This window comes from Kineosporia succinea (genome assembly GCF_030811555.1).
Classification (GTDB): domain Bacteria; phylum Actinomycetota; class Actinomycetes; order Actinomycetales; family Kineosporiaceae; genus Kineosporia; species Kineosporia succinea.
This window is the reverse complement of record NZ_JAUSQZ010000001.1, coordinates 3848099-3870129: the sequence shown is the minus strand read 5'-3', so window position 1 is coordinate 3870129 and position 22031 is coordinate 3848099. Positions and strand designations below refer to the sequence as shown.

Annotated in this window: 19 protein-coding genes; 10 read left to right on the top strand and 9 right to left on the bottom strand. The window is 71.1% G+C overall.

What is annotated here, in order from left to right; genetic code table 11:
• Nucleotides 1–42: 42 nt before the first annotated feature.
• Complete coding sequence (locus J2S57_RS16985) at nt 43–1545, bottom strand: glycosyltransferase family 9 protein (protein WP_307243960.1); 1503 nt, start codon at nt 1543–1545, stop codon at nt 43–45.
• Complete coding sequence (gene gmd, locus J2S57_RS16980; RefSeq protein ID WP_307243957.1) at nt 1542–2552, bottom strand: GDP-mannose 4,6-dehydratase; 1011 nt, start codon at nt 2550–2552, stop codon at nt 1542–1544. The genes J2S57_RS16985 and gmd overlap by 4 nt, the downstream gene beginning before the upstream one ends.
• 276 nt (nt 2553–2828) lie before the next feature.
• Here gmd and J2S57_RS16975 point away from each other — a divergent pair, with 276 nt between their 5' ends.
• From J2S57_RS16975 to J2S57_RS16960, 4 genes are all read left to right on the top strand, one after another.
• Complete coding sequence (locus J2S57_RS16975) at nt 2829–3869, top strand: GDP-L-fucose synthase family protein (RefSeq protein WP_307243955.1); 1041 nt, start codon at nt 2829–2831, stop codon at nt 3867–3869.
• Nucleotides 3870–3935: 66 nt separating this feature from the next.
• Complete coding sequence (locus J2S57_RS16970; RefSeq protein WP_307243952.1) at nt 3936–4661, top strand: maleylpyruvate isomerase family mycothiol-dependent enzyme; 726 nt, start codon at nt 3936–3938, stop codon at nt 4659–4661.
• Between the two features lie 177 nt (nt 4662–4838).
• A complete protein-coding gene (locus J2S57_RS16965) occupies nt 4839–5420 on the top strand; it encodes a TetR/AcrR family transcriptional regulator (RefSeq protein WP_307243950.1) in 582 nt (193 codons plus the stop codon).
• 130 nt (nt 5421–5550) lie between these two features.
• The gene (locus J2S57_RS16960; RefSeq protein ID WP_307243948.1) at nt 5551–5913 is read left to right on the top strand and encodes a response regulator; all 363 of its coding nucleotides are present in this window, start codon (nt 5551–5553) and stop codon (nt 5911–5913) included.
• 350 nt (nt 5914–6263) lie between these two features.
• On the opposite strand, the gene J2S57_RS16955 is transcribed toward J2S57_RS16960, so the two are convergent.
• The 5 genes from J2S57_RS16955 to J2S57_RS16935 form a co-directional block, all read right to left on the bottom strand.
• Nucleotides 6264–6629, bottom strand: a complete 366-nt coding sequence (locus tag J2S57_RS16955) for a response regulator (protein ID WP_307243946.1) — start codon at nt 6627–6629, stop codon at nt 6264–6266.
• 152 nt (nt 6630–6781) lie between these two features.
• A complete protein-coding gene (locus tag J2S57_RS16950; RefSeq protein ID WP_307243944.1) occupies nt 6782–8791 on the bottom strand; it encodes an acyltransferase family protein in 2010 nt (669 codons plus the stop codon).
• A 204-nt stretch (nt 8792–8995) separates the two neighbouring features.
• Nucleotides 8996–9841 carry a sulfurtransferase gene (locus J2S57_RS16945; protein ID WP_307243942.1) on the bottom strand — a complete coding sequence of 282 codons (846 nt, stop codon included), beginning with the start codon at nt 9839–9841 and terminating at the stop codon, nt 8996–8998.
• A 113-nt stretch (nt 9842–9954) separates the two neighbouring features.
• Complete coding sequence (locus J2S57_RS16940; RefSeq protein WP_307243940.1) at nt 9955–12171, bottom strand: bifunctional diguanylate cyclase/phosphodiesterase; 2217 nt, start codon at nt 12169–12171, stop codon at nt 9955–9957.
• A gap of 345 nt (nt 12172–12516) precedes the next feature.
• Nucleotides 12517–13428, bottom strand: a complete 912-nt coding sequence (locus tag J2S57_RS16935; RefSeq protein WP_307243939.1) for an EamA family transporter — start codon at nt 13426–13428, stop codon at nt 12517–12519.
• Nucleotides 13429–13497: 69 nt separating this feature from the next.
• Between J2S57_RS16935 and J2S57_RS16930 the strand changes: the two genes are divergently transcribed.
• A complete protein-coding gene (locus J2S57_RS16930) occupies nt 13498–14361 on the top strand; it encodes a LysR family transcriptional regulator (protein WP_307243937.1) in 864 nt (287 codons plus the stop codon).
• A 190-nt stretch (nt 14362–14551) separates the two neighbouring features.
• Here J2S57_RS16930 and J2S57_RS16925 read toward each other — a convergent pair whose 3' ends face one another.
• Complete coding sequence (locus tag J2S57_RS16925; protein WP_307243935.1) at nt 14552–15409, bottom strand: phosphatase PAP2 family protein; 858 nt, start codon at nt 15407–15409, stop codon at nt 14552–14554.
• A 143-nt stretch (nt 15410–15552) separates the two neighbouring features.
• On the opposite strand from J2S57_RS16925, the gene J2S57_RS16920 reads away from it, so the two are divergent.
• The 3 genes from J2S57_RS16920 to J2S57_RS16910 all read left to right on the top strand — a co-directional run bounded on the left by J2S57_RS16920 (nt 15553) and on the right by J2S57_RS16910 (nt 19292).
• Nucleotides 15553–16773, top strand: coding sequence for an MFS transporter (locus tag J2S57_RS16920; protein ID WP_307243932.1), 1221 nt, complete (start codon nt 15553–15555; stop codon nt 16771–16773).
• A gap of 96 nt (nt 16774–16869) precedes the next feature.
• Nucleotides 16870–17256, top strand: a complete 387-nt coding sequence (locus J2S57_RS16915) for a DUF6394 family protein (protein ID WP_307243930.1) — start codon at nt 16870–16872, stop codon at nt 17254–17256.
• Entirely contained in the window at nt 17256–19292 is a 2037-nt protein-coding gene (locus tag J2S57_RS16910; protein WP_307243927.1) for a potassium channel family protein, read from the top strand. Before J2S57_RS16915 ends, J2S57_RS16910 begins: the two co-directional genes overlap by 1 nt.
• A gap of 263 nt (nt 19293–19555) precedes the next feature.
• Here J2S57_RS16910 and J2S57_RS16905 read toward each other — a convergent pair whose 3' ends face one another.
• Complete coding sequence (locus tag J2S57_RS16905) at nt 19556–19957, bottom strand: FAD synthase family protein (protein ID WP_307243923.1); 402 nt, start codon at nt 19955–19957, stop codon at nt 19556–19558.
• A 237-nt stretch (nt 19958–20194) separates the two neighbouring features.
• On the opposite strand from J2S57_RS16905, the gene J2S57_RS16900 reads away from it, so the two are divergent.
• Both J2S57_RS16900 and J2S57_RS16895 read left to right on the top strand, forming a co-directional pair.
• Nucleotides 20195–21145 carry an NAD(P)H-binding protein gene (locus J2S57_RS16900; protein WP_307243921.1) on the top strand — a complete coding sequence of 317 codons (951 nt, stop codon included), beginning with the start codon at nt 20195–20197 and terminating at the stop codon, nt 21143–21145.
• Nucleotides 21146–21291: 146 nt separating this feature from the next.
• Complete coding sequence (locus J2S57_RS16895) at nt 21292–21954, top strand: CPBP family glutamic-type intramembrane protease (RefSeq protein ID WP_370882666.1); 663 nt, start codon at nt 21292–21294, stop codon at nt 21952–21954.
• Nucleotides 21955–22031 lie beyond the last annotated feature (77 nt).

The window sequence follows — 22031 nt, the reverse complement described above, 5'->3', positions numbered from 1 at the left end:
GCGGTGGTCACCGGCCGCCCTCGGCCTGCCTCAGGCGGGGGGTCAGGCGGGGGTCAGGCCCGGGGCCTCGAGCTGCTCGGGCGAGCGGGACGGCGCGGGCACCATGGCGGTCGGCGGGATCGCCGAACCGGTCAGCACCTCGATGACCGCGCGGGCCACGTAACCGTGCCCGATGTTCTTGATGCAGTGCGCGTCGTCGGCGACGCACGCGTCACCGCAGCCCTCGGCCGGGCGCACCGGGCCGACGACCTGAGAACCGGCCGACCACGGGCCGATCCGGTTCGGCGCGTCCGGGCTCACCGGATTGCCGTGAGCGGGCTGGCAAGTCAGGGCCACGCAGGCGGTGGCGACCGACGAGGCCAGGTGCATCGTGTCGCAGACGCCCCCGAGGTAGAGGTCGGCGGCGGCCAGCACGGCCAGCGTCGTGCGCAGCGGCGCCCGGCCGACGGCGCTGACCAGCGGCACCGTGGGGTTCAGGGCGCGCACGAAGTCCTCGGCCAGGGCGTCGTCACCGACGGCGCCGAGCAGCACCACCCGCACCGGAAGATGCCGGCGCACCTGGTTGATCGCCTGCGCGTAGGCGGGCCACACCCCCCGGGCACGTGGGCTGCTGAGCATCACCGCGACCAGCGGGCCGGTCGAGGCCGACAGCGGGGAGAGCAGGATCCGGGCCGCGTCCCGGTCGGAGGGGCTGATCAGCGCCAGGCCGGGAGCGTCGTAGGCGTCCGGGGTGATGGTCAGGCCCATCTCGGCGGCGATGCGCTCACCGTGCTGCACCACGTGGTGCAGCGGCTCCCCGGCGCAGACCAGGTCGGTGATGAGCTCGCGCTCCTGCTCGACCTCGGGGGCGCCGAGCGGGCCCAGCCGGTCGGCGGGGTCGAACGCCACCACGCGCACGGCGGCGGCACCGGCGATGTACCGGGCCCCGAAGTACTCCGCGTCACGACGCGGCAGCACGGCCAGGTCGAAGCGCCCGTGCACCGGGCGGGCGGTGCGAATCAGCTTGCGGGCGAACCGGAAACAGCGCGCCTGCCCGGCCAGCGAGTCGGTCCACGACTCGACGTCCCAGGTGACCACGTCGTCCACCAGTGACGCGCCCCGCAGCAACTCGCCCCACGGACCCCGGGTGACCAGCGTGACGCGGGCCTGCGGCCAGGCCGCGCGCATCGCCATCAGCAGCGGCAGCGTCATCATCAGGTCGCCGACCTCGTCGGTGCGGATCACCAGCACCGAACGCGGCGGCGCCCCGACCGCACCGGGCCTCAGCAGTTTCGGCGCCTCGAGCTCCTCGCCCTCACCGCGGGCCCACCGGGCCAGTGGCGAGTTACGGGGGTCGGCCGGTTCCACCACGGGCGAGAACCAGCCCGCCACCCGCCGGAACATCCCGGGCGAGAGCCGGGTCCGGGAACGACGCAGTGCCGGCCCGGGCGCGTCGTCCACCCGGACCGGCCACAGGGATTCGATCCCCCGCCGGAACTGCGCCTGACTCTCCACGGTCGACTCGTCGGCCGTCAGCAGCGTTCCCTGAACGGCCGACTCGCTCACAGTTGCGCGGGGAGCTTCGTGCGCAGGTCGATGGTGTTCATGTCGGCGTCCACCATCAGCCGGGCCAGCTCGGGCGTGAGCACCTTCGGCGTCCACCCCAGCACGTCCCGCGCCTTCGAGGCGTCACCGATCAGCGAGTCCACCTCGGTCGGGCGCAGGTAGCGCTCGTCGAACCGCACGTACTTCTCCCAGTCGAGATTCACGTGCTCGAACGAGAACTGCAGGAAGTCCCGCACCGTGTACGCCGTGCCGGTCGCCACCACGTAGTCGTCGGGCTGATCGGCCTGCAGCATCAGCCACATCGCCTCGACGTAGTCCTTGGCGTAACCCCAGTCCCGCACCGCGTCGAGGTTGCCCATGTAGAGGTAGTCCTGCTTGCCCGCGACGATGTTCGAGACCGCCATCGAGATCTTGCGGGTCACGAACGTCTCACCACGACGCGGGCTCTCGTGGTTGAACAGGATGCCGTTGGTCGCGAACATCCCGTAGGCCTCACGGTAGTTGCGCGTCATCCAGTACGCGTACACCTTCGCCGCACCGTAGGGACTGCGCGGCCAGAACGGCGTGCTCTCGTTCTGCGGCGGCGGCGTCGCACCGAACATCTCCGAGCTCGAGGCCTGGTAGTACCGGCACTCCAGCCCGATCATCCGGATCGCCTCGAGCAGACGCGTGGAGCCCACGCCCGTCGACAGACCGGTGAACTCCGGCTCGTCGAACGACACCCGCACGTGCGACTGCGCCGCCAGGTTGTACACCTCGGCCGGCTGCACCTTGTCCAGCAGCGTCACCAGACGCGAGCCGTCGGTCAGGTCGCCGTAGTGCAGGAAGAGCCGGGCCCGCGGATCGTGCGAGTCCACGTACAGGTGATCGATCCGGCCGGTGTTGAACTGCGAGGAACGACGCACGATGCCGTGCACCTCGTACCCCTTCTCCAGCAGCAGCTCAGCCAGGTACGAGCCGTCCTGCCCGGTGATCCCGGTGATGAGCGCCTTCTTCGGAGTCTCCAACGTGCCGCCCCCAGATCGTCGTGTGCGGTGCTGCCCCGCGAGACACCCCACCACCGGCGTCACTGCCGGCAGCGAATCGGACTCGCACAGTAGTCACTTCTGGCCGTACCGTAGCGTGACGGGACGATCACGGAGAGGAATTACCGTCGGGTTCTGCCAACCTCCGGCGTTTGCCCGATGCGCCATGGCGCCCCTTAGGACGACGCGCATCGGCAATGCACCGATAGTCACCGATCCGGCACTCAGAGCTTCGGTCCTGCAGTAGCGTTCGGCGTCATGACCACGATTCCGTCTTCCCCCTCCGCGGCGGACCTCTCGGTCGAGCGGTCGCCCTCCCCGGCCCGGCTCACCCCCGACCAGAGCGTGTACGTGGCCGGCCACCGCGGCCTGGCCGGTTCCGCCGTCTGGAGAGCGCTGGCCGGGCGGGGTTTCGACCATCTCGTCGGGGCCACCTCCTCGGAGGTCGACCTGCGTGACCGCGAGGCGACGATGGACTTCGTCTCGGCGAAACGTCCCGACGTGATGGTGGTCGCGGCGGCGCGGGTCGGCGGCATCCTGGCCAACGACACCTACCCGGCCGAGTTCCTCTCCGACAACCTGCGGATCCAGGTCAACCTGATGGACGCGGCCCGCGAGTTCGGGGTCTCCCGGCTGCTGTTCCTGGGTTCCTCGTGCATCTACCCGAAGTTCGCCGAGCAGCCGATCAAGGAGTCGTCGCTGCTCACCGGGGCCCTGGAGCCCACCAACGACGCGTACGCCATCGCCAAGATCGCCGGCATCATGCAGGTGCAGTCGATCCGCAAGCAGTACGGCCTGCCCTACATCAGCGCGATGCCGACCAACCTGTACGGCCCGGGCGACAACTTCGACGCCACCAACTCGCACGTGATGCCGGCCCTGATCCGCCGCTTCCACGAGGCGAAGCAGGCCGGGGTGGACGAGGTGACGATCTGGGGCTCGGGCACCCCCCGCCGCGAGTTCCTGCACGTCGACGACCTGGCCTCGGCGCTGGTCTTCCTGCTCGAGAACTACGACTCGCCGGAGACCATCAACGTCGGCACCGGTATCGACGTCACCATCCGCGAGCTGGCCGAGACCATCGCCGATGTCGTGGGCTGGTCAGGACGTCTGCGGTTCGACACCTCCAAGCCCGACGGCACGCCGCGCAAGCTGCTCGACGTCTCGCGTCTGCGGGGCATGGGCTGGGCACCGTCGGTGTCGCTGCGCGACGGGGTGGAGAGCACGTACCGCTGGTTCACCGGCAACCTGAACACCATCCGCGTCGAAGACGGTCTCGTCGGGCTGCCCACGCACTGAGCCCTACTGCGGGAATGGCCTTAACCAGTGGCTGCCGCACCGCCCGCCCTGTCAGGATCGGGACCCATGGAGACTTCGGCGCTACGGCGTCACCTGGATCTCGAGTACACCCGCCTGCGGGCGGTGCTTCCGGCGCACGACGACCTGACCTCGATCAGCGTTCCGTCGTGCCCCGGCTGGTCCCTCGCCGACCTGGTGCAGCACGTCGGCGAGGTCTACCTGCACAAGGTCGACTGCATCCGTCTCAACACCCGTCCGCTGCAGGAGCCCGACCTGTCCGGGCTCGACCCCGTTCAGGTTCTCGAACGCGGGTTCGCCCTGCTGGACGACTGCTTCGACAAGCACCCTCCGCACGACCCGGCCTGGACCTGGTTCCCGCCCGAGCAGAACGTGGCCTTCTGGATCCGGCGGATGGCTCACGAGACCGCCGTGCACCGTTTCGACGCTGAACTCGCGGTGCACACCCCGACCGAGATCGAGGCCGGGCTGGCCGAGGACGGCATCGACGAGGTGCTGACGGCCATGCTCGTCACGGACATCGAGCCGCACGAGTACACGGCGGGCCGCGCCCCGATCGAGGTGCGGGTGCCCGGCCGCTCGTGGTTCGTCAACTTCGAGCCCGAGTCGCTGCGGATCTCCACCGAGGGCCGGGCCGCCACCACGATCCACGGCCCGGCGTCCGACCTGGAGCTGTGGCTCTACAACCGCACGCGCGGCGAGAAGCTCAAGTTCACGGGCGATCTCATGGGTGTGGGGGTTCTCCGCGACCTGATGACCGAGGCAACCAAGTAGCGTTCGCCGGCCCGACGCGTCCCCCGTCCGGATCGGGCCCAGCCATTCGGCCAGACCAGCCCTGCCCCAGCAGTGTGCGGGCGGTCACAAATCGTGTGGGGACGCGTGGGGCGTCCGGTTCGTTTCCCCCAGAGGTGCGCACACGCGTCCACCATTGGGCACCGAGACGGAGGAACAGTGACGGGCGAGGGACTGCGCGAGCGCAAGCGAGCGGCTTCTCGCGCGCAGACTGTGCAAGCGGCGCTGCGGTTGTTCTCGGAGCACGGCTACGAGAGCGTGACGGTGGCCGACATCTGCGGGGCCGCCGAGATCGCCCCGCGCACGTTCTTCCGCTACTTCGCCACGAAAGAAGATCTGCTGGCCGAGCCCGCGCGGGCGATGGCCACCCGGATGCGCGAGATCTTCGCGGTCGCGCCGCTGGAGCTCGACGAGGCGTCGGTGTTCGCCCTCGCGCTGCGCGACCTGGCCGAGTACGTGCTCGAGCACCGGCCGGCCCTCGCCGCCTTCCACCACGCCGCCGCCCAGGCCGACCGGGTCAGCCCGCACCTGCGGCTTGCCGACCGTGAGCGTCAGCTGGCGTCCGACCTGGTCAACCGCGCGGTGCCGCCGGGTGGTCCGCTGCGCCCGGCCGACTGGCGCACCCGGCTGATGGTCGCGCAGGGTCTGGCCGGTTTCCGGGTCTGGATGCTCGACGTGCTCGACACCCAGACCCGCGTCGACGATCCCCTCGACCATCTGGGCGAAATCCTCAGCGCCTGACGCCGATCCGGCCGTTCCCGGTCGTTGTGCCCGTTACCCAGGGGTTTTCACAGGTCGCCCGGCTCAAGCAGAAGGACGGACGGCTCGATCCACAGCAGGTACGACTCCTCACCGTGGAGGTCGGATCAGCGTGTCGAAGGTATTGGTCGTCGAGGACGAGAAAGACATCCGCAGGTTGCTCGAGATCCGGCTGGCCCAGATGGGGCACACCGTGATCAGCGTGGCGTCGGCCGACGATGCCCAGGAGGCCGTGCGTCGGCACGGGGTGCCGGACGTGGTCGTGCTGGACATCGTGATGCGCGACGTCTCGGGCATCGAGCTGCTCCGGCGGTTCCGCGAGCAGCCCCGGTCGAAGGATCTGCCGGTCATCCTGCTCACTGCGCGGGACCTGCAGGAAGATCGCCGGGTGGCACGTGAGCTGCACGCCCACCTGATGCAGAAACCGATCGAGGTGGCCAGCCTGACCCGGATGATGAAACAGGTGCTGGCCTAGCTAGCCACCGGTCCCGACGTAGCCGCGGGTGCCGGTCCCGACGTGACCGCGGGTGCCGGTCCCGACGTAGCCGCGGGTCCCGCCTCTGCGAAAGGCGGGAACCCGCGGCCGGCCGGGAGGACGGGAACGACTCGGGACAGGTCCAGATGCGCCGGGTCGTTCCCGCGGATGCCGTCGCCCCGGGAGCCTTCGGGGTGACGGCAGGTCTGAGGAGGGACGCAGGTCCGAGAAGGGCTCGGGCCTGAGGGGTCAGGCCTGAGCAGGGGTCGGGCCTGATCAGGGGTCGGGCCTGATCAGGGGTCGGGCCCGAGCAGGGGTCGGGCCCGAGCAGGGGTCGGGCCTGAGCAGGGTCAGGCCGCGAGGGCCGCGTCGACCGCGCGGGTCAGGTCCGCCGCCACGATCGGCTTGAGCATGAACGCGGCGTTGAGGTCGGCCGCGACCTGCTCGTCGCCCAGCATCTGCCGGGCCGTCAGCATGATCGCCGGCATCGACACGCTGGTCGGAAGGCGGCGCAGGATCATCAGCAGATCCAGCCCGTCGATGCCTTCCATGACGATGTCGAGCACCGCCAGGTCGGGCACCCCGTGCAGCCCGATCAGGGCCAGTGCCTCGCCCGCGCAGGTCGCGCTGAGCACGTCGTGTCCCATGCGCTGGAGCCTCAGCTCCAGCAGCAGCCGGTTGTCCGGATCGTCCTCGACAACGAGCACCTTGGCCATCCCTGGCCCTCCGCTCTTCCGCCGTTCACCGCTCTCGCCGGCTGATTGCCGACAGTGAGTGCTATCGCCAGCGGACGCGCCCGGTTGAGTGAAACGACGTTCGGGACCACCGTTCGGAGCAACGCCGGGCGTGCCCTCCCCGGGGCCGCGTGCTACTGACGGCTGAGGATCTGCCCGGCGGCGTCCTGCAGGTCGGACGTCAGGGCCTCGGAGCCGATGCGGTTCAGGTGGTTGAAGTCCCAGTAGGCCAGCTTGCCGTCGACCAGGGGGCTGCACGTGCCGTCGGTGCAGAAGCGGTCCCAGGGGTCGTACACGCTGACTCCCGGCAGGCTGCTGACCACGTCGAACTCGGCCTGACGGGACTCGGCCTGGTAGTCGAGGATGGCCTGCTCGCTCTTGTCGCAGGCGAAGTTCAGGAAGCCCCCGCTGCACGCGGTCTGGCGGTTCATGTCCTGCGTGGCGTAGTTGGGCACGTCCATCACGTAGAGCACCGGGATGCCCGCGTCGGTCAGCTCGGTGATCGCGGGCTCGAGCTGCTGGGGCCAGGTGCCGTCGGTGTCGTTGCGGGGCAGCGCCCACTCGGCGATCACCACCAGCGAGGGCGGGTCGTCACCGCTGGTCGCCCGGTCGAGCAGGGTGGAAGCCAGCGGTCCGCAGTTCGAGACCTCGCGGCTGGCTCCCGCGTCACGCATGAACGGGCAGCTCGCGCCGGTCACGGCCATCGTGCTGTAGCCGAGCTGCTTGTCGGCCTCGATCAGGCCGGTGGACAGGGCCTCGGCGTGCGAGTCACCGGCCAGCATCACCCAGCCCTTGGCGTCGGGCACGGTGGTGGTGCACTTGGCCAGGTCGGACTCGTCGAAGGCACGGTTACGCACCAGGCAGCCGTTCTCGCGGCCGTAGGTCAGCTCACCGCGCTGCCCCGCGTAGGCCGCCGCGTTCGGGATCGCCCAGGGCCCGGCCACCTGCAGGGTCACGGCCGCGACGACGACCAGACCGGCCGCCACCGCCCCGCCGAGGTAGACCCGGGGCAGGCGCATCGTGCCGTGGCGCAGCGGCTGCTCCACGAACCGGTAGCTCAGCCAGGCCGGGAGCAGCGAGACCAGCGCCGCGGCCACCGGGGTCCAGGGTGAGGGCCACATTAGCGTCGCCATCACGATCAGCGGCCAGTGCCAGAGGTAGATGCTGTACGACAGATCACCCGTGACCACGAAGGCTCTCGACGAGAGCACCCGCTGAACCGGCCCGGTGCCCAGGGTTCCGGCGAGGATCAGCAGGGTGGTCGCCGCCACCGGCAGCAGCGCGGCGGTGCCGGGCCAGATGGTCTTGTCGGTCACGGTCAGATTGAGGACGACGAGGAGCGTCAGTCCCGCGACGCTCAGTACGGTGGGAATCCAGTGCGGGAGCGGCTTTTCGCGGCGGGCGCGGGACGCGACCCACAGCGCCAGCAGTGCGCCGGCGCCGAACTCCCAGGCCCGGGTCGGCGAGGAGTAGAACGCGACGTCGGCCGAGGGGTAGCTGTGCACCCGGAACAGGCCGTACGAGAACCACACCGACACCGCGAAACTCACCGCGGTGAGCAGCCCGAGCGCGATCGCCTGGGGCCGGACGCCGCGTCGGCCGAACACCCAGGTGGCCGCCAGCAGCAGCGGGAACACCAGGTAGAACTGCTCTTCCACGCTCAGCGACCAGACGTGCAGCAGCGGGTTCATCACCGCGCCGGCCGCGAAGTAGTCGCCGGAGGTGCTGAGGATGTCGAAGTTGCCGAACAGCAGCACCGCCGCCAGGGCCGTGCCTGCCGTGCTCGACTGCGCCCCGATCGGCGACTGCAGCAGGAACGAGAGCAACAGCACGACCAGCAGCATCACGACCATCGCGGGCAGCAGGCGGCGGATGCGGCGCGCGTAGAACGAGCCGAACGAGAAGGTGCCGGCCTCGCGCAGCCGCCCGATCTGGCCGGTGATGACGAATCCGGAGATCACGAAGAACACGTCGACCCCCGCGAAACCCGCTGGCAGAGGCAGGTTCGCGTGGTAGATCACGACGAGCACCACGGCGATCGCGCGCAGCCCCTGGATGTCCGCGCGCTTGCCGGGCGACCGCGCGGGCGCCCGGCCGGAGGTGGGGGCGTCGGCGTGGGTGGTCCACCCGGCAGTGCTCGTCATGATCCCTCATCGTGCCCAAAGACGCTGTGAGCCGCCTCCTGAGGCGCACCGCACTGCGCGTCACGTTGACCACACTCGGTGAGACTTGCCTGGTCAGGACCGGCGAAACCGTTGCGGCAGGCGGAATCCGGGCTTCCTTTCCAGCCGGTGAACTCTGCCCCGCAGGCCCTTGGGTTCCGAGGCCGGGTCGGATAAGCGCGCGGCTCAGCCCGGTTCGTGTCCGGTGACCACCGGCGTCGAGGGCAGGGACGCCCACTGCGAGTACGACCCGGGGTACAGCGCCACCCGATCCGGATCGATGCCGGCCACCGCCAGGGCCACCAGGTCGTGTGCGGCCGTGACCCCCGACCCGCAGTAGACGCCGACCTCGCGGTCACCGCCCACCCCCAGCCCGGCGAACCGCGCGGCGAGCGCCCGCGGGTCGGCGAAGCGCCCGTCCTCGGCCAGGTTGGCCACGGCCGGGGCGCTCACGGCGCCGGGGATGTGCCCCGGGCGCGGGTCGACCGAGGCCACCTCGCCGGTGTACCGCTGCGCCGGGCGCGCGTCGAGCAGCAGGCCACCGGCGCTCACGAAGCCCTCGACGTCGTCCACCCCGAGGGTCGGCACCTGCCCCTCGCCCAGCGTCACGTCGCCCTCGGCGGGCCGGGGCGCGTCACCGGTCTCCAGCGGCTGACCGGCCTCGGTCCAGGCCCGCAGCCCGCCGTCGAGCAGGCGCACCTCGCCGTCGAAACCGGCCCAGCGCAGCAGCCACCACAGCCGGGCGGCCGACAGCAGCCCGGCGTCGTCGTAGGCCACCACCGTGTCGCCGTCGTTCAGGCCCCAGCCGCGCGCGGCCCGGCGGAGGTCCCCGGCCCCGGGCAGTGGGTGCCGGCCCCCGGGTCCGGCGGGCGCGGCGAGTTCCTCGTCCAGGTCGACGTAGACGGCGCCCGGCAGGTGACCGGCCCGGAACTCGTCGGCGCCGGGCGGGCCGCCGAGCTTCCAGCGCACGTCGAGGATCCGCGGACCCTCGAGGGCGAGCAGGCCGTCAACGGTGATGAGGGGGTTGCTCATCGGTCCAACCTAGACCGGGCGGGCCGGGCCCGACCGCCCCTTCCGGTGTCGGGTCGCGTCCGGTGTCGGATCGCGTCCGCTGTTGGGTCGCGTCCGGTGTCAGGTCGAGCGGGTCAGGCGGGTTCCGGCACGACCTCGTCGTCCTTGCGCATCTCGTCGGCCAGCGGGCCGGGCAGACTCAGGTGGTAGCCCTGGCCGAACTCGACCTTCAGCCCGCGCAGCACGCTGAGCTCGGCGGCGGTCTCGATGCCCTCGGCGATCACGCTGCTGCCGATCTTCTGGGCGAAGGCCGCGAGCGCGCCGGCCAGGGCCCGCTTGGCCGGGTCGGTGTCGATGCCGCGCACCAGCGAGATGTCGAGCTTGATGAAGTCGGGGACCAGGGTGAGCACGTGCCGCATGCTGGCGAACCCGGCCCCGGCGTCGTCCACCGCGATCCGCATGCCGCGTTCGCGCCAGGGACGCAGGACGTCGTTGAGGGCGTCGTAGTCGTCGACGGCCTCGTGCTCGGTGACCTCGATGACGATGCTCTTCAGGGGCAGCTTGGTGACCAGGCGGCCGAAGGCGGGCGAGACCAGCGTGCGGGGCGAGACGTTGATGCCCAGAAAGCCGCGCAGGGCGGGCAGGATCGTGAGGGCGTTGCGCACGGCGGCGAGTTCCAGCTCGAGGCCGACGCCGGCCCGGGTGGCGGAGGTGAACCACTCGTCGGGGCGGCCGCTGCCGACGGGGAAGCGGCTGAGGGCCTCGACGCCGACCGTGTCCAGGCCCTCGAGCGCGTGCACGGCCTGGAACACCACGCCGGGCCCGCCGTTGGCCATCAGCCGGTCCATCCGGTCGAGCATCTTGTGCCGGTCGCGCTCGGTGCGGTCCTCCATGTCGACGAGGTCCATGACCACGTTGCCGATGGCGCGCAGCACGTCGGCGTCACGTTCGCGCAGGGCCTCGTCGGGGCCGGTCGACCAGGTGCAGAGCGTGCCGTAGAGGCGCCCGTCGCGGCGGTGCAGCGGAACGCCCACGTGCGAGCCGATGTTCAGGTCGCGGGTGACCGCCATGGCCCGGGCGAGCGGGTCCTTGGCGGTGTCGGGGATGACGACCTGCATGCGGCCGTCGGTGATGGCCTTGCAGTAGGTGTCGTCGACCGGCTGGAGCTGGCCGACCACGAGCGGCACCGCGACCGAGGCGATCAGGTTGCGCACGCGCTGCTGGCCGGTGGTGCCCTCGAACGTGCCGAGGAAGGCGACCTCCATGCCGAGCTGGTCCTTGGCCAGCTGGAGCAGGGCGTCGACGCTGGTCAGGCGGCGGCCGAGGACGGCCGCGACGGCGACGACGGCCTCCTGGCCCTCCTTCTCGATCTGCTCGCCGGGGTCGATGCTGTTGCTGCCGGCCAGGGCGGCGGCGGCCGCCTCGATCTCCTCGGCGGCCGTGATCTCCTCGGCGCTGCGCCGCCGGTCCTTGCGCCGCTCGGGGCCGGTGTACGGCTCCTTGTCCTTCTGGTCGGCGGGGGCCGGGCGTTCCTCGCCCTCCACCGGCACCGCGGTCTGGCGGGGGATGCGGCGGCCGGCCGCCTGGAGCTTGTCGGCGTACATCTCGACGTCGGCGGCGCGCCAGGCGGCGGGCAGGCCGGTGTTGCTGCGGCGCTGGCCGATGCCGAACGAGGCCGAGATACCGGCCGAGGTCAGCATCTTGCGCAGGTCGCCCATCACCGTGCCGGCCTCCTCGGCGGTGGTCTCGGGCATCAGCACGCCGAACTCGTCACCGCCGATCCGGGCGACGAAGTCGACGGAGCGCATCCGGCCGGAGAGCACGGCGGCGGTGGTGATGAGCAGGTCGTCGCCGCTGGTGTGGCCGGCGCCGGCGTTGACGCGGCGCAGGCCGTCGATGTCGAGCACGAGCACGGCGGCGGAGCTGGCGTAGCGGGCGGCCCGGGCGTCCTCGGCGCGCAGCGCGTCGTCCCAGGCGCGGCGGTTGGCGAGGCCGGTGAGGAGGTCGGTGAACTCGGCGTCGGGGTTCTGCTCGCGGCGGGACTCCTGCTGGGCGGAGAGCTCGTGGCGCAGCAGGGCGCCGAGAAGGGCCGCCTGGCGCCGGATCGCGGGCAGGTGGCGCTCCACGTCGGGCACCGGGGTGCTGTGTGCGCCCATCAGCGCGCCGAGCATCTTGCCGTCGGGCGAGCGCAGCGCGACCATCACGACCGCGCGCACCGTCGACAGCTGGGTGGAGGGGCTGCGGGCCAGCAGGAAGGAGTCGGAGCTGTCGGGAACCGCTTCCGGGCGCCCCCAGTCGACCACCTGGCAGCAGTACGAATCCGCCCAGGGCAGCGTCAATCCGTCATGCATGCCGAAAGTGTCGTCGTTCGTGAGCATCACGACGAGTTCGGCGTCGTCCCTGCGCAGAATTGCCCACGACTCCAGACCGATCCAGCTCCGCAGGTCCGAAAGTACGCCTCGGGCGGCGCTAACGAAGTCCACTCCGCCGTCGCGCCCCGGATCCACCACCTGAATTGCCCTTCGCTCACGTGCCCCGCCCACCACCGCTTTCCAGGCCTGCCGCTCGTGAGCGCACCTGGAACTGCCAGAGTGATCCATCGGCCGGAACCGGGGCGATCCTGAGTGATCCGGCGGTTCGACCCACCGAAGTTTCACCCCTGAGGGGCCGGTGACCACCTCGTCTTCCACCGGGTGTCAGCGTGATCTCGGCAACTTCTCCCGCCGCCCCGGCGCCGTCGTGGTGACGACGTTGGCCGCGATCACCATGACCACGCCGAGCCATTCCCGGGCGCTGAGCAGCTCGCCGAGCAGCACGATGCCCACCAGCGAGGCCAGTACCGGGTTGACGCTCATGAAAACCCCGAAGAACTGGGCCGGTACGCGCCGCAGCACCATCAGGTCGCAGGCGTAGGGCACCACCGACGAGCCGACGCCCGCGCCGATCGCGGCGAGAACCGCCGGGGCGGTGAACTTTCCGTTCAGGGCCAGCATGATCATCACCGGCAGGCAGAGCAGGGTGGCGATGGTGGACGCGGCGGCCGTCGCCTGGAGTCCGGGGAGACGGGCGCCCACCTCGGCGTTGAGCAGGATGTAGGCGGCCCAGCAGGCCGCGCCGAGCAGCCCGGCCGCGATGCCGAGCCAGTCGCTGCTCGGGCCGGGCGCCACCAGCACCACCACGCCCGCCCCGGCGAAGACGGCGCAGGCCGCGTCGAGCCGGGTGCGGGAACGGGCCAGCGCGACGCCGAGCGGCCCGAGGAACTCCAGGGTCACGGCCAGGCCCAGGCCGACCCGGTCGATCGCGGTGTAGAGGCCGAGGTTCATGAGCGAGAACACCAGGCCGAGCAGCAGCGTGGGCCACCACTGCCGCCAGGTGAAGCGGTGCATCGGCGGGCGGGCGACGGGCAGCAGCACGCAGGCGGCCACCAGCTGCCGCACCGCGACCACGCCGGGCGGGCCGATCGCGCTGAACGCGTGCGCGCCGACCGCCGCGCCGATCTGGGTGCTGGTGCCGCTGAAGAGCATGGTCGCGATCGACACCGGCTTGCCCCCGGTGCCGGTGAAGGCGGGGGCCGGCCGGCCCGGTGCGTCCACGGCCGTCGTCGTCATGGACCCAATGTGCGGCCCGGCCGGGTGGTCCGGGAAATGCACGGCCCCGGTCATTCATACGATGTGGTTATGAGTGTCGAGCTGCGTCATCTGCGGGCCCTGGTGGCCGTGGCCGACTGTGGCACGTTCACCGACGCGGCGATCGAGCTGGGCGTCTCGCAGGCCGCCGTGTCCCGGTCGGTCGCGGCGCTGGAGTCGTCGCTGGGCGTCACCCTGCTGCGCCGCACCACCCGCCAGGTCGACCCGTCCCCCGCCGGGGCCACCGTGATCGCCCGGGCCCGGCGGATCCTGGCCGAGGTCGAGGACCTGCGCCGGGCCGCCGACGAGACCCGCTCGGAACTGCGACTGGGCTACGCCTGGTCGGCGCTGGGCCGGCACACCACGGCGCTGCAGCGCACCTGGGCGCGGCGCCACCCGTCGACCCGGCTCCTGCTGATCCACTCCAACACCCCGAGCGCCGGGCTGGCCGAGGGGCTGGCGGACCTGGCCGTGGTGCGGCGGCCGCTCAACGACGCCCGGTTCAGCCTCGAGCCGGTCGCCACCGAGGCTCGCTACGTCGCCATGGCCGCGGACGACGCCTGGGCCCGCCGCCGGTCGGTGCGGCTCGGCGACTTCACCGGCCGCACCGTGCTGGTCGACGCCCGCACCGGCACCACCACGCCGCACCTGTGGCCGCAGGACGAGGGACCGGCCGAGTTCGTGGACTCGCACTCCATGGACACCTGGCTGAACGTCATCGCCGCCGGTGAGGCCGTCGGGATGACCGCCGAGGCGACCGTTCAGCAGTACCCGCGGCCGGGCATCGTCTACCGACCGGTGCGCGACGCCCCGCCACTGCCGGTGTGGCTGGCCTGGTGGAAAGGCGAGGCTCCCCCACTCACGCCGGCCCTGATCACCCTGATCCGCGAGCTGTACGAGGGACCGCGTCCATAGCCGGGAGAAGAGACACCCGCTATACCTTTCGGGTATAGCGGGTGTGTGTCCTCCCGCCGGCGTCGCGGCCCGAGCGACCTCACCAGCCCGGCCCGGCTCCGCCAGCCCGACCAGCCCGACCAGCCCGACACGAGCGGCAGGGGTGGCAGGGGTGGCAGGGGTGGCACGAACGGCTCAGCTGCGACCGGGCTCAGGAAGCCGATGCCTCCGGGACCGCCGCCGGACCACTCACGGTGACCGGCACGTCCACCATCGGCCGCCTCGAGGACCACCACCGCGAGATCAGCCGCTGCCCCTCGATGACCGCGAGCATGATCGCCACGGCCACGATGCCGTCGAGCCACCAGTGGTTGGCGGTCGCGGCCACCACGAGCACGGTGAGCACCAGGTGCACCGGGCCGATCGCCCGCAACGGCCCGCGACCGAGCCGGGTGACGTACCAGCCCACGATCGCCGCCCAGGCCACGTGCACCGACGGCATGGCGGTGAGCTGCGAGGCCACGCCGGTCGCGTACTCGCCGTAGACCGACTGCCCGTAGAGCAGGGCGGTGTCGACGTAACCGGAGTTCGGCAGCAGCCGGGGCGGGGCCACCGGAATGCTCTGCACCAGAAGGCAGATCAGCGTGGTGCCGACCGTGGTGTTGCGCACCGCACGGAACGAGTCGCGGCGGCGCCACCACACCCAGACCAGGAACAGCGCCATGCCGTTGAGGTGCGCGTAGGCGTAGTAGGTGTTCATCGACCGCACCAGCCACTCGTGCGGCAGGACCAGGTGCTGCAGCTCGAGCTCGTCGGGCAGGTGCAGCCACCGCTGCACGTCCTGCACCCACAGGGCGTGCGAGTAAGCGCCTTCGACGTGGGTGCGCACGAACCGGCCGACGTACTGCCACAGCCCCAGCAGCGTCATCACCACCGCGAACTCACGGGCGAACGAGCGCAGCACCTCGGTCACCCGGTTGCGGTTGAACACCGTGAGCAGGCCCCAGGCCACGGCCAGGACGACGGCCGACACCGCGGAGAGCTGCCAGCTGGGGTGCAGATAGGTCATCGCTGCCCGCCTCGGGACCAGGGGTCTCGGGACCGGGAGCCTCGTGACCTCGAGCCTCGTGACATGCACGAAGACTACGACCCGGACCTCCCGGGTCTCGCTCCCGCCAATTCATCCCATGAATTGGCCTAGACTCGTGGCCTGTGACAACCACCGCCCCCGACCGAGCAGCCTCCTCACGTGCCCGAAGCGCCGCCCTGCCGCTGCTGCTCCTGTCCGGGCTGGTCCTCGTCTGGCTGGTGATGCGCGGGCCGATCATCGCGGTCGCCCCGACCATCGCCGACATCCAGAACTCCCTCGGCATCGACAGCGCCACCGCCGGCCTGCTCACCACGATCCCGGTGATCTGCTTCGGCCTCGCCACCCCGCTGGCCCTGATGGTGACCCGGCGCGCGGGTCTGAACAACGCCGTCCACGTGAGCCTGCTGTTCATCTTCGCCGGCGTGGTCGTGCGCTCGCTCGGCGGTCTGCCGGTGGTGCTGCTCGGCACGCTGATGCTGGGGTTCGGCATCACGATCGCGAACATCGTGGTGCCGGTGATCATCGGCCGCGACTTCCCCGGCCGCACCACGCAGGTCACCGGCTACTACACGGCGTCGATCAACGTCGGGGCCCTGGCCGCCACCACCTCGGGGGCGCCGCTCGCCGATTGGCTGGGCTGGCGTCCGGCCCTCGCGCTCTGGGCGGTGCTGGTGGTCGTGGCGGCGCTGGTGTGGCGGATGGCGACGCCGTACACGCAGCCCGAGGTGGCCTTGCCCGCTGCCGCCCGGGGCCCCTCGGTCTGGCGCCGCAAGCTCGTCATCGGCATGGTTCTCTGCTTCGCCGGCCAGTCGTTCAGCTACTACGGCGTGACCGCCTGGCTGCCCACCCTGCTGGCCGACGAGCGCGGTCTGACCGCCGCCCAGGCCGGCGGCAGCTCGGCGTTCTTCCAGGCCCTGGCCCTGGTCGCGGCGTTCGGCGTGCCGTTCCTGATCCACCACGGCATGCCCGCCCGCACCGCGCTGCTGCTGGTCTGCAGCTGCTGGATCAGCCTGCCGCTGGGCCTGGCGTTCGCCCCGTCGCTGTGGGTCCTGTGGTCGTGCCTCGGTGGTTTCGCCCAGGGCGGCGGCTTCACCGTGATCTTCAGCGTGGTGGTGTCCCGGGCCGCGAACCACGACGAGGCGAAGCGGATGTCGGCCGCGGTTCAGGGTGTCGGCTACATCCTGGGCGCCCTCGGGCCGATGATCGTCGGGGCGGTGCACTCGGCCACGGGAACCTGGAACGTGCCGATGCTCGTGATCGCGGGGATGATCGTGGTGATGGCCGTCGGGGGCTCGGTCGCCATCGGCAGGCCGGCCGGGGCGGTTCACGCCGCCGACCGGTAAGGGTGCAGGATGCTGGGGTCCTGACCGCACGACGCTCCACCTCACCACGTACGGCACGTCCTGTCCCGACAGCCCGTGCCACCGACCGGAGGGTCGATGAACCTCGAGAAAGTGATCTTCGGCTTTTTCGTCCTGCTCGCAGCCACGCTCAACTTCGGCTTCTTCATCGGCGACATCGGTTCCGCCGAGCAGCACAGCCAGTACGAGCTGTACGCGGCGGTGGTGGTCAGCCTGATCACCACGGTGCTCAAGTTCGGTGACCGCACCCAGATCGGCGCCGTGCACCTGGCCACCAGCCTGGTCGCCGACCTCCAGCTGATCGCCGCGACCATCGTCTGGGTCTACTCCGAGCACGTGTCCGCGTCCGGCCTCGACGAGCACGCCATGTCGAGCATCGTGTCGCTGTCCGGAGGAGCGCTGCTGGCCAACCTGGTCTCGGTCGTGCTGCTGGTGATCGAGACCGTGTCGTTCCACCGCCGCTGATGCATCCCCCCGAGAGACCCCGCTCCGACCAGGAGCGCTGGCACGACCGGCACCCGGGCCGCAGACACGGGGTGAGCCGCCCGGCCGAGCCCGCGCGCAAGGCCGGGCCGCCTCTCAAGCACGACCCCGCCACCACCAACGCGCTGATCACCGGCGAACACCGGTGGGCCGCGGTCTCCCGGTTCCGCCAGGCCGGCGACCTGCCCGGCCCGGACGGCGGGCCGCTCAGCTCCCGGGGCACCGACACCGGGTCGGCCCCGGTCTTCCTGCTCCTGCGCCGCATGCGCACCCCGCTGATCGTGCTGATCATCATCTTCACGATCACCACGCTCGGCCTGGCCGTGGCCCCCGGCGAGACCCCCGAGGGCGAGCCGCACCGGATCGGCCTGTTCAACGCCTTCTACGTGATGAGCTACACCGCCAGCACCATCGGCTTCGGCGAGATCCCGTTCCCGTTCACCACCGAACAGCGCATGTGGATGACGGCCAGCATCTACCTGACCGTGATCGGCTGGGCGTACGCGCTCGGTACGTTGCTCTCCCTGCTGCAGGACCGCGGTTTCCGCACCGCCCTGGACATGCGCCGCTTCACCCGCCGGGTCGAGCGCATGCGCGAGCCGTTCCTGCTCATCGCCGGTTACGGTCACACCGGTCAGCGCCTGGGCCGGGCCTGGGACCACCTGGGCCGCAACTTCGTGGCCGTCGACTCCGAGCCCACCAAGATCGAGTCACTCGACGTCGACCAGTACTTCGCCGACCCGCCGGGCCTGACCGCCGACGCCTCGAACCCGTTCAACCTCAAGCTCGCCGGGCTCAAGAACCCGCACTGCGAGGCCGTGCTCGCGCTCACCGACGACGACGACGTGAACCTGGCCATCACCATGACCGCGGCCCTGCTGCGGCCCGACCTGCCGGTGTTCGCGCGCACCATCTCGGCGCCGGTGCAGGACCGGATGCTGGCCTGGGGCACACCCACGGTCATCAACCCGTTCGACCGGTTCGGCGACCACCTGCGCATGGCCCTGCGCGCACCCGCATCGTTCCGGCTCTACTCCTGGCTCGAGGCCGGCCCCGGTTCCGAGCAGCCCCCGCCCAGCACTCCCCCGGCCGACGGGCTGTGGATCGTCTGCGGCTACGGCCGGTTCGGGCAGGAGATCGTGCGTGACCTGCTCGCCGAGGGCCTCGACGTCATCGTCATCGACCCGGACCCGCCCTCCGACGACTTCCTCGCCGCCGAGCTGGAGATCCCGATCGAGCAGCTGCCCCGGCTGATCCAGGGCGACGCGTCGGAACCCGAGGTGATGGACGAGGCCGACGTGCAGAGCGCCGTCGGCTTCGTGGCCGGCACCGACGACGACACCACCAACCTCTCGCTCATCGCCGCCGCCCGCCGCCGCAACCCCGACCTGTACGTGGCCGGCCGCCAGAACCTGCCCACCAACCAGTCGCTGTTCACCGCGATGCACCTGGACATGCTGCTGGTGCCGGCCGACATCGTGGCCCGCGAGGCCTACGCCCGGTTGTCCACCCCGCTGCTGTGGCGCTTCCTCGAGGAGATGCCCCAGCGCGGTGAGGACGAGGCGATCGACCTGATCCACCGGATCAAGGACCGCTGCGGCCAGTTCATGAAAGACGTCTGGAACGTCGAGCTCTCCGCCTGGGAGGCCCCCGCGCTCGCCGGTTACCTGGACCCCACCGCGGTTCCGCCCCGGCAGCGCCGGATCCGGCACGCCGGTCAGGTCGGGCGGGTGCCGCTGACGATCCACGACCTGTTCCGCGACCCGGACGACCGCGACGACCGTCTGCCCGTGGTGCCGCTGATGCTGCTGCGCGACGGTCAGGCCACGATCGCCCCGTCCGACGACACCGAACTGCACCTCGACGACGAGCTTCTCGTCGCCGGCACCCGCGTGGCCCAGCGCGAACTGCACACCACGCTGCTCAGCGAGGGCACGGCGCAGTACGTGATCACCGGCGCCCGCATGCCCGAGAGCTGGATCTGGCGCAACCTCGTGGGTCGCCGCCTGCCCTCCTAGAACATCAATGGCGGACGTGGTGGTGAGGTTCCGCCGGCCCGTCGGGGTAGGGCGGTGCTCCGGCCTGTGGACGCGGTGGCGGCACCGCCTGCCGGGGAGACAGACTCGGGCGGTGCTCCGGCCTGTGGACGCGGTGGCGGCACCGCCTGCCGGGAGACAGACTCGGGCGGTGCTCCGGGAGGGGGCGGAGCACCGCCCGAGGGCCTGTGCATTTCTGGCTCTACGCCAGCATAAGCACGTAAACGCCCACGAAGTGGCCTTCTTCAGGCAGAGGGCAGTTTCGAGATCTTCTCGATGACCGCGGTGGTCGAGATCGACGGGGTGCGGGGCAGGTAGACGACCTCGCAGTACTCCTTGATCCAGTCGAAGCGACCGGCCCAGTCGTCGCCCATGACCAGCACGTCGGCGCCGTACTGGCGCACGTAGTCGGCCTTGAGCTCGAGCGACTCCTCGATGAAGACCTCGTCGACGACCTCGAGCGCCTGGATCAGCGCGGTGCGCTCGGTCTCGCTGAAGATCGGGTTGCGGCCCTTCTTGCTCATGTTCAGTGCGTCCGACGACACCCCGACGACCAGCCGGTCGCCGTGCGCCTTCGCCCGCTCGAGGATGCGCAGGTGACCGATGTGCAGGACATCGAAGGTGCCGAAGGTGATCACTGTCGTCATTGAACCGGGCTCTCCATCAACGGGACTGCGGAAGCAACAGGCCGGTCAGACCTCGCCGCCCCCGTGCTGTCGACACGCTGTCGGCATGCTGTCGGCACGGTGAACTCGGTATGTCCGGTGAGCGAACTATTGTGCCTCACCGCTCGCACCGGACTCACCATCCGATGCCGATCCCGGACGATCCCGGCGCCGGAACACCCGGCTGGCGGCTCCGGCCAGGACCGCGAGACTGGGCACATGTCGAGAACCGTCCTGGTCACAGGCGCATCCGGATTCGTCGGGTCCCACCTGGCCGAACGTCTGGTGGGCGAAGGTCACACGGTCCGGGCGATGACCCGTCACCCGGAGACGTACGACGGCGCTGGTGAGGCCGTGTTCGGCGACGTCGACGACGCCGACAGCCTGGCCGTCGCGATGGAGGGCTGCGACGCCGCCTACTACCTGGTGCACTCGCTGGAGTCCGACGACTTCGAGCGCAAGGACGCCGACGCCGCCCTGAACTTCGGCGAGGCCGCGAAGCGGGCCGGGCTGGAGCGGATCATCTATCTGGGCGGTCTCGGCGTCGACGACGAGAACCTCTCGCCGCACCTGCGCTCACGCCGCCAGGTCGAGGAGCTGCTGCCCCTGGCCGGGGTGCCGGTCACGGTGCTGCGCGCGGCCGTGGTGGTCGGGCACGGCGGCATCAGCTGGGAGATCACCCGGCAGCTGGTCGACCACCTGCCGGCCATGGTCACCCCGCACTGGGTGAACACGAAGACGCAGCCCATCGCCCTGCCCGACGTGATCCGCTACCTGGCCGGCGTGCTGGAGCCGGAGGCCGCGCGGGGCCGGGTGTTCGAGATCGGCGGGCCCGAGGTGCTGCGCTACAAGGACATGCTGGGCCGGGCCGCGGCGATCATGCACAAACGGCTGCCCAACGTCACGGTCCCCCTGCTCACGCCGAGCCTGTCGTCGCACTGGCTGGCGCTGGTCACCGACGTCGACACGGCCACCGCCCGCAACCTGGTCGACTCGATGATCAACGAGGTGGTGGTGCGCGACCACTCGATCGAGGAGATCGTGCCCGGCCCGACGATCGGCTACGACGAGTCGGTGCGCCTGGCCCTGGCCGACCGGGCGAAGGCCGATCGGGAGAAAGCCGACCAGGAGAAGACCGACCGGGAGAAGGCCGAGGAGGCAGGTCGTTGAGCCACGGGCCCACCGAACCGCTGGACCACCCCACCCGATCCACCCTGGAGGCGCGCGCCAGCCGTCGACTGGAACACTTCGCCGCGTTCACCCTCCGCCGCACCGCCGCCGGACGCGTCCTCGAGACCTGGCTCCGCGCGTCCCTCATCGAACGGGTGCCGCGCGACCACAGCGAGCCGGACTCGCGGTTCCGCCGCCGGCGGATCATCACCGCCGTGACCCTGGTGACGGGTGCGGTGCTGCTCGGCGTCTCGCTCTCGATCGAGCCCGGCGACCCGGTCTTCTACCCGCTCACCCTGCTGGTCGCGGTGGTCTGGACGGTGGGCGGGCTGGCGTCGGGTCCCCTGCACCTGGGCTGGACCTCGTACCGGGGGGCCGTGCGGCGTCCTCTGCTCAACGGGGTCGCGCTGGGTCTGGCGGCCGGCGCGGTCTTCGTGGTGGGCGCACTGATCGTGCGCGAGATCCCGCCCCTGCGTGACTTCGTGACGCACGTCCTGGCCCACGAACGCGAGGGCTCGTTCGCCCTGATCGCCACCGTGACCCTGCTGAACGGGCTGGCCGAGGAGGTCTTCTTCCGCGGCGCCCTGTTCGCCGCGATCGGGCGACGGCACCCGGTGCTGATCTCGACCGTGGTCTACGCCCTGGCCACGATCGCCACCCGCAACCCGATGCTGGTGTTCGCGGCCTTCCTGCTCGGCGCCGTGCTCGGGCTGGAACGCCGGGCCAGCGGCGGGATCCTGGCCCCGATGGCCACCCACGTCACCTGGTCGGTGGTCATGCTGCTGGCGCTGCCCCCGCTCTTCGCCTGACCCTTCCCCGGTTCGACGGACCGGGCGGCATCTGATCCTTCCTGACCCTGCGTCACCAAGATCGTCCCAGTGGGCGG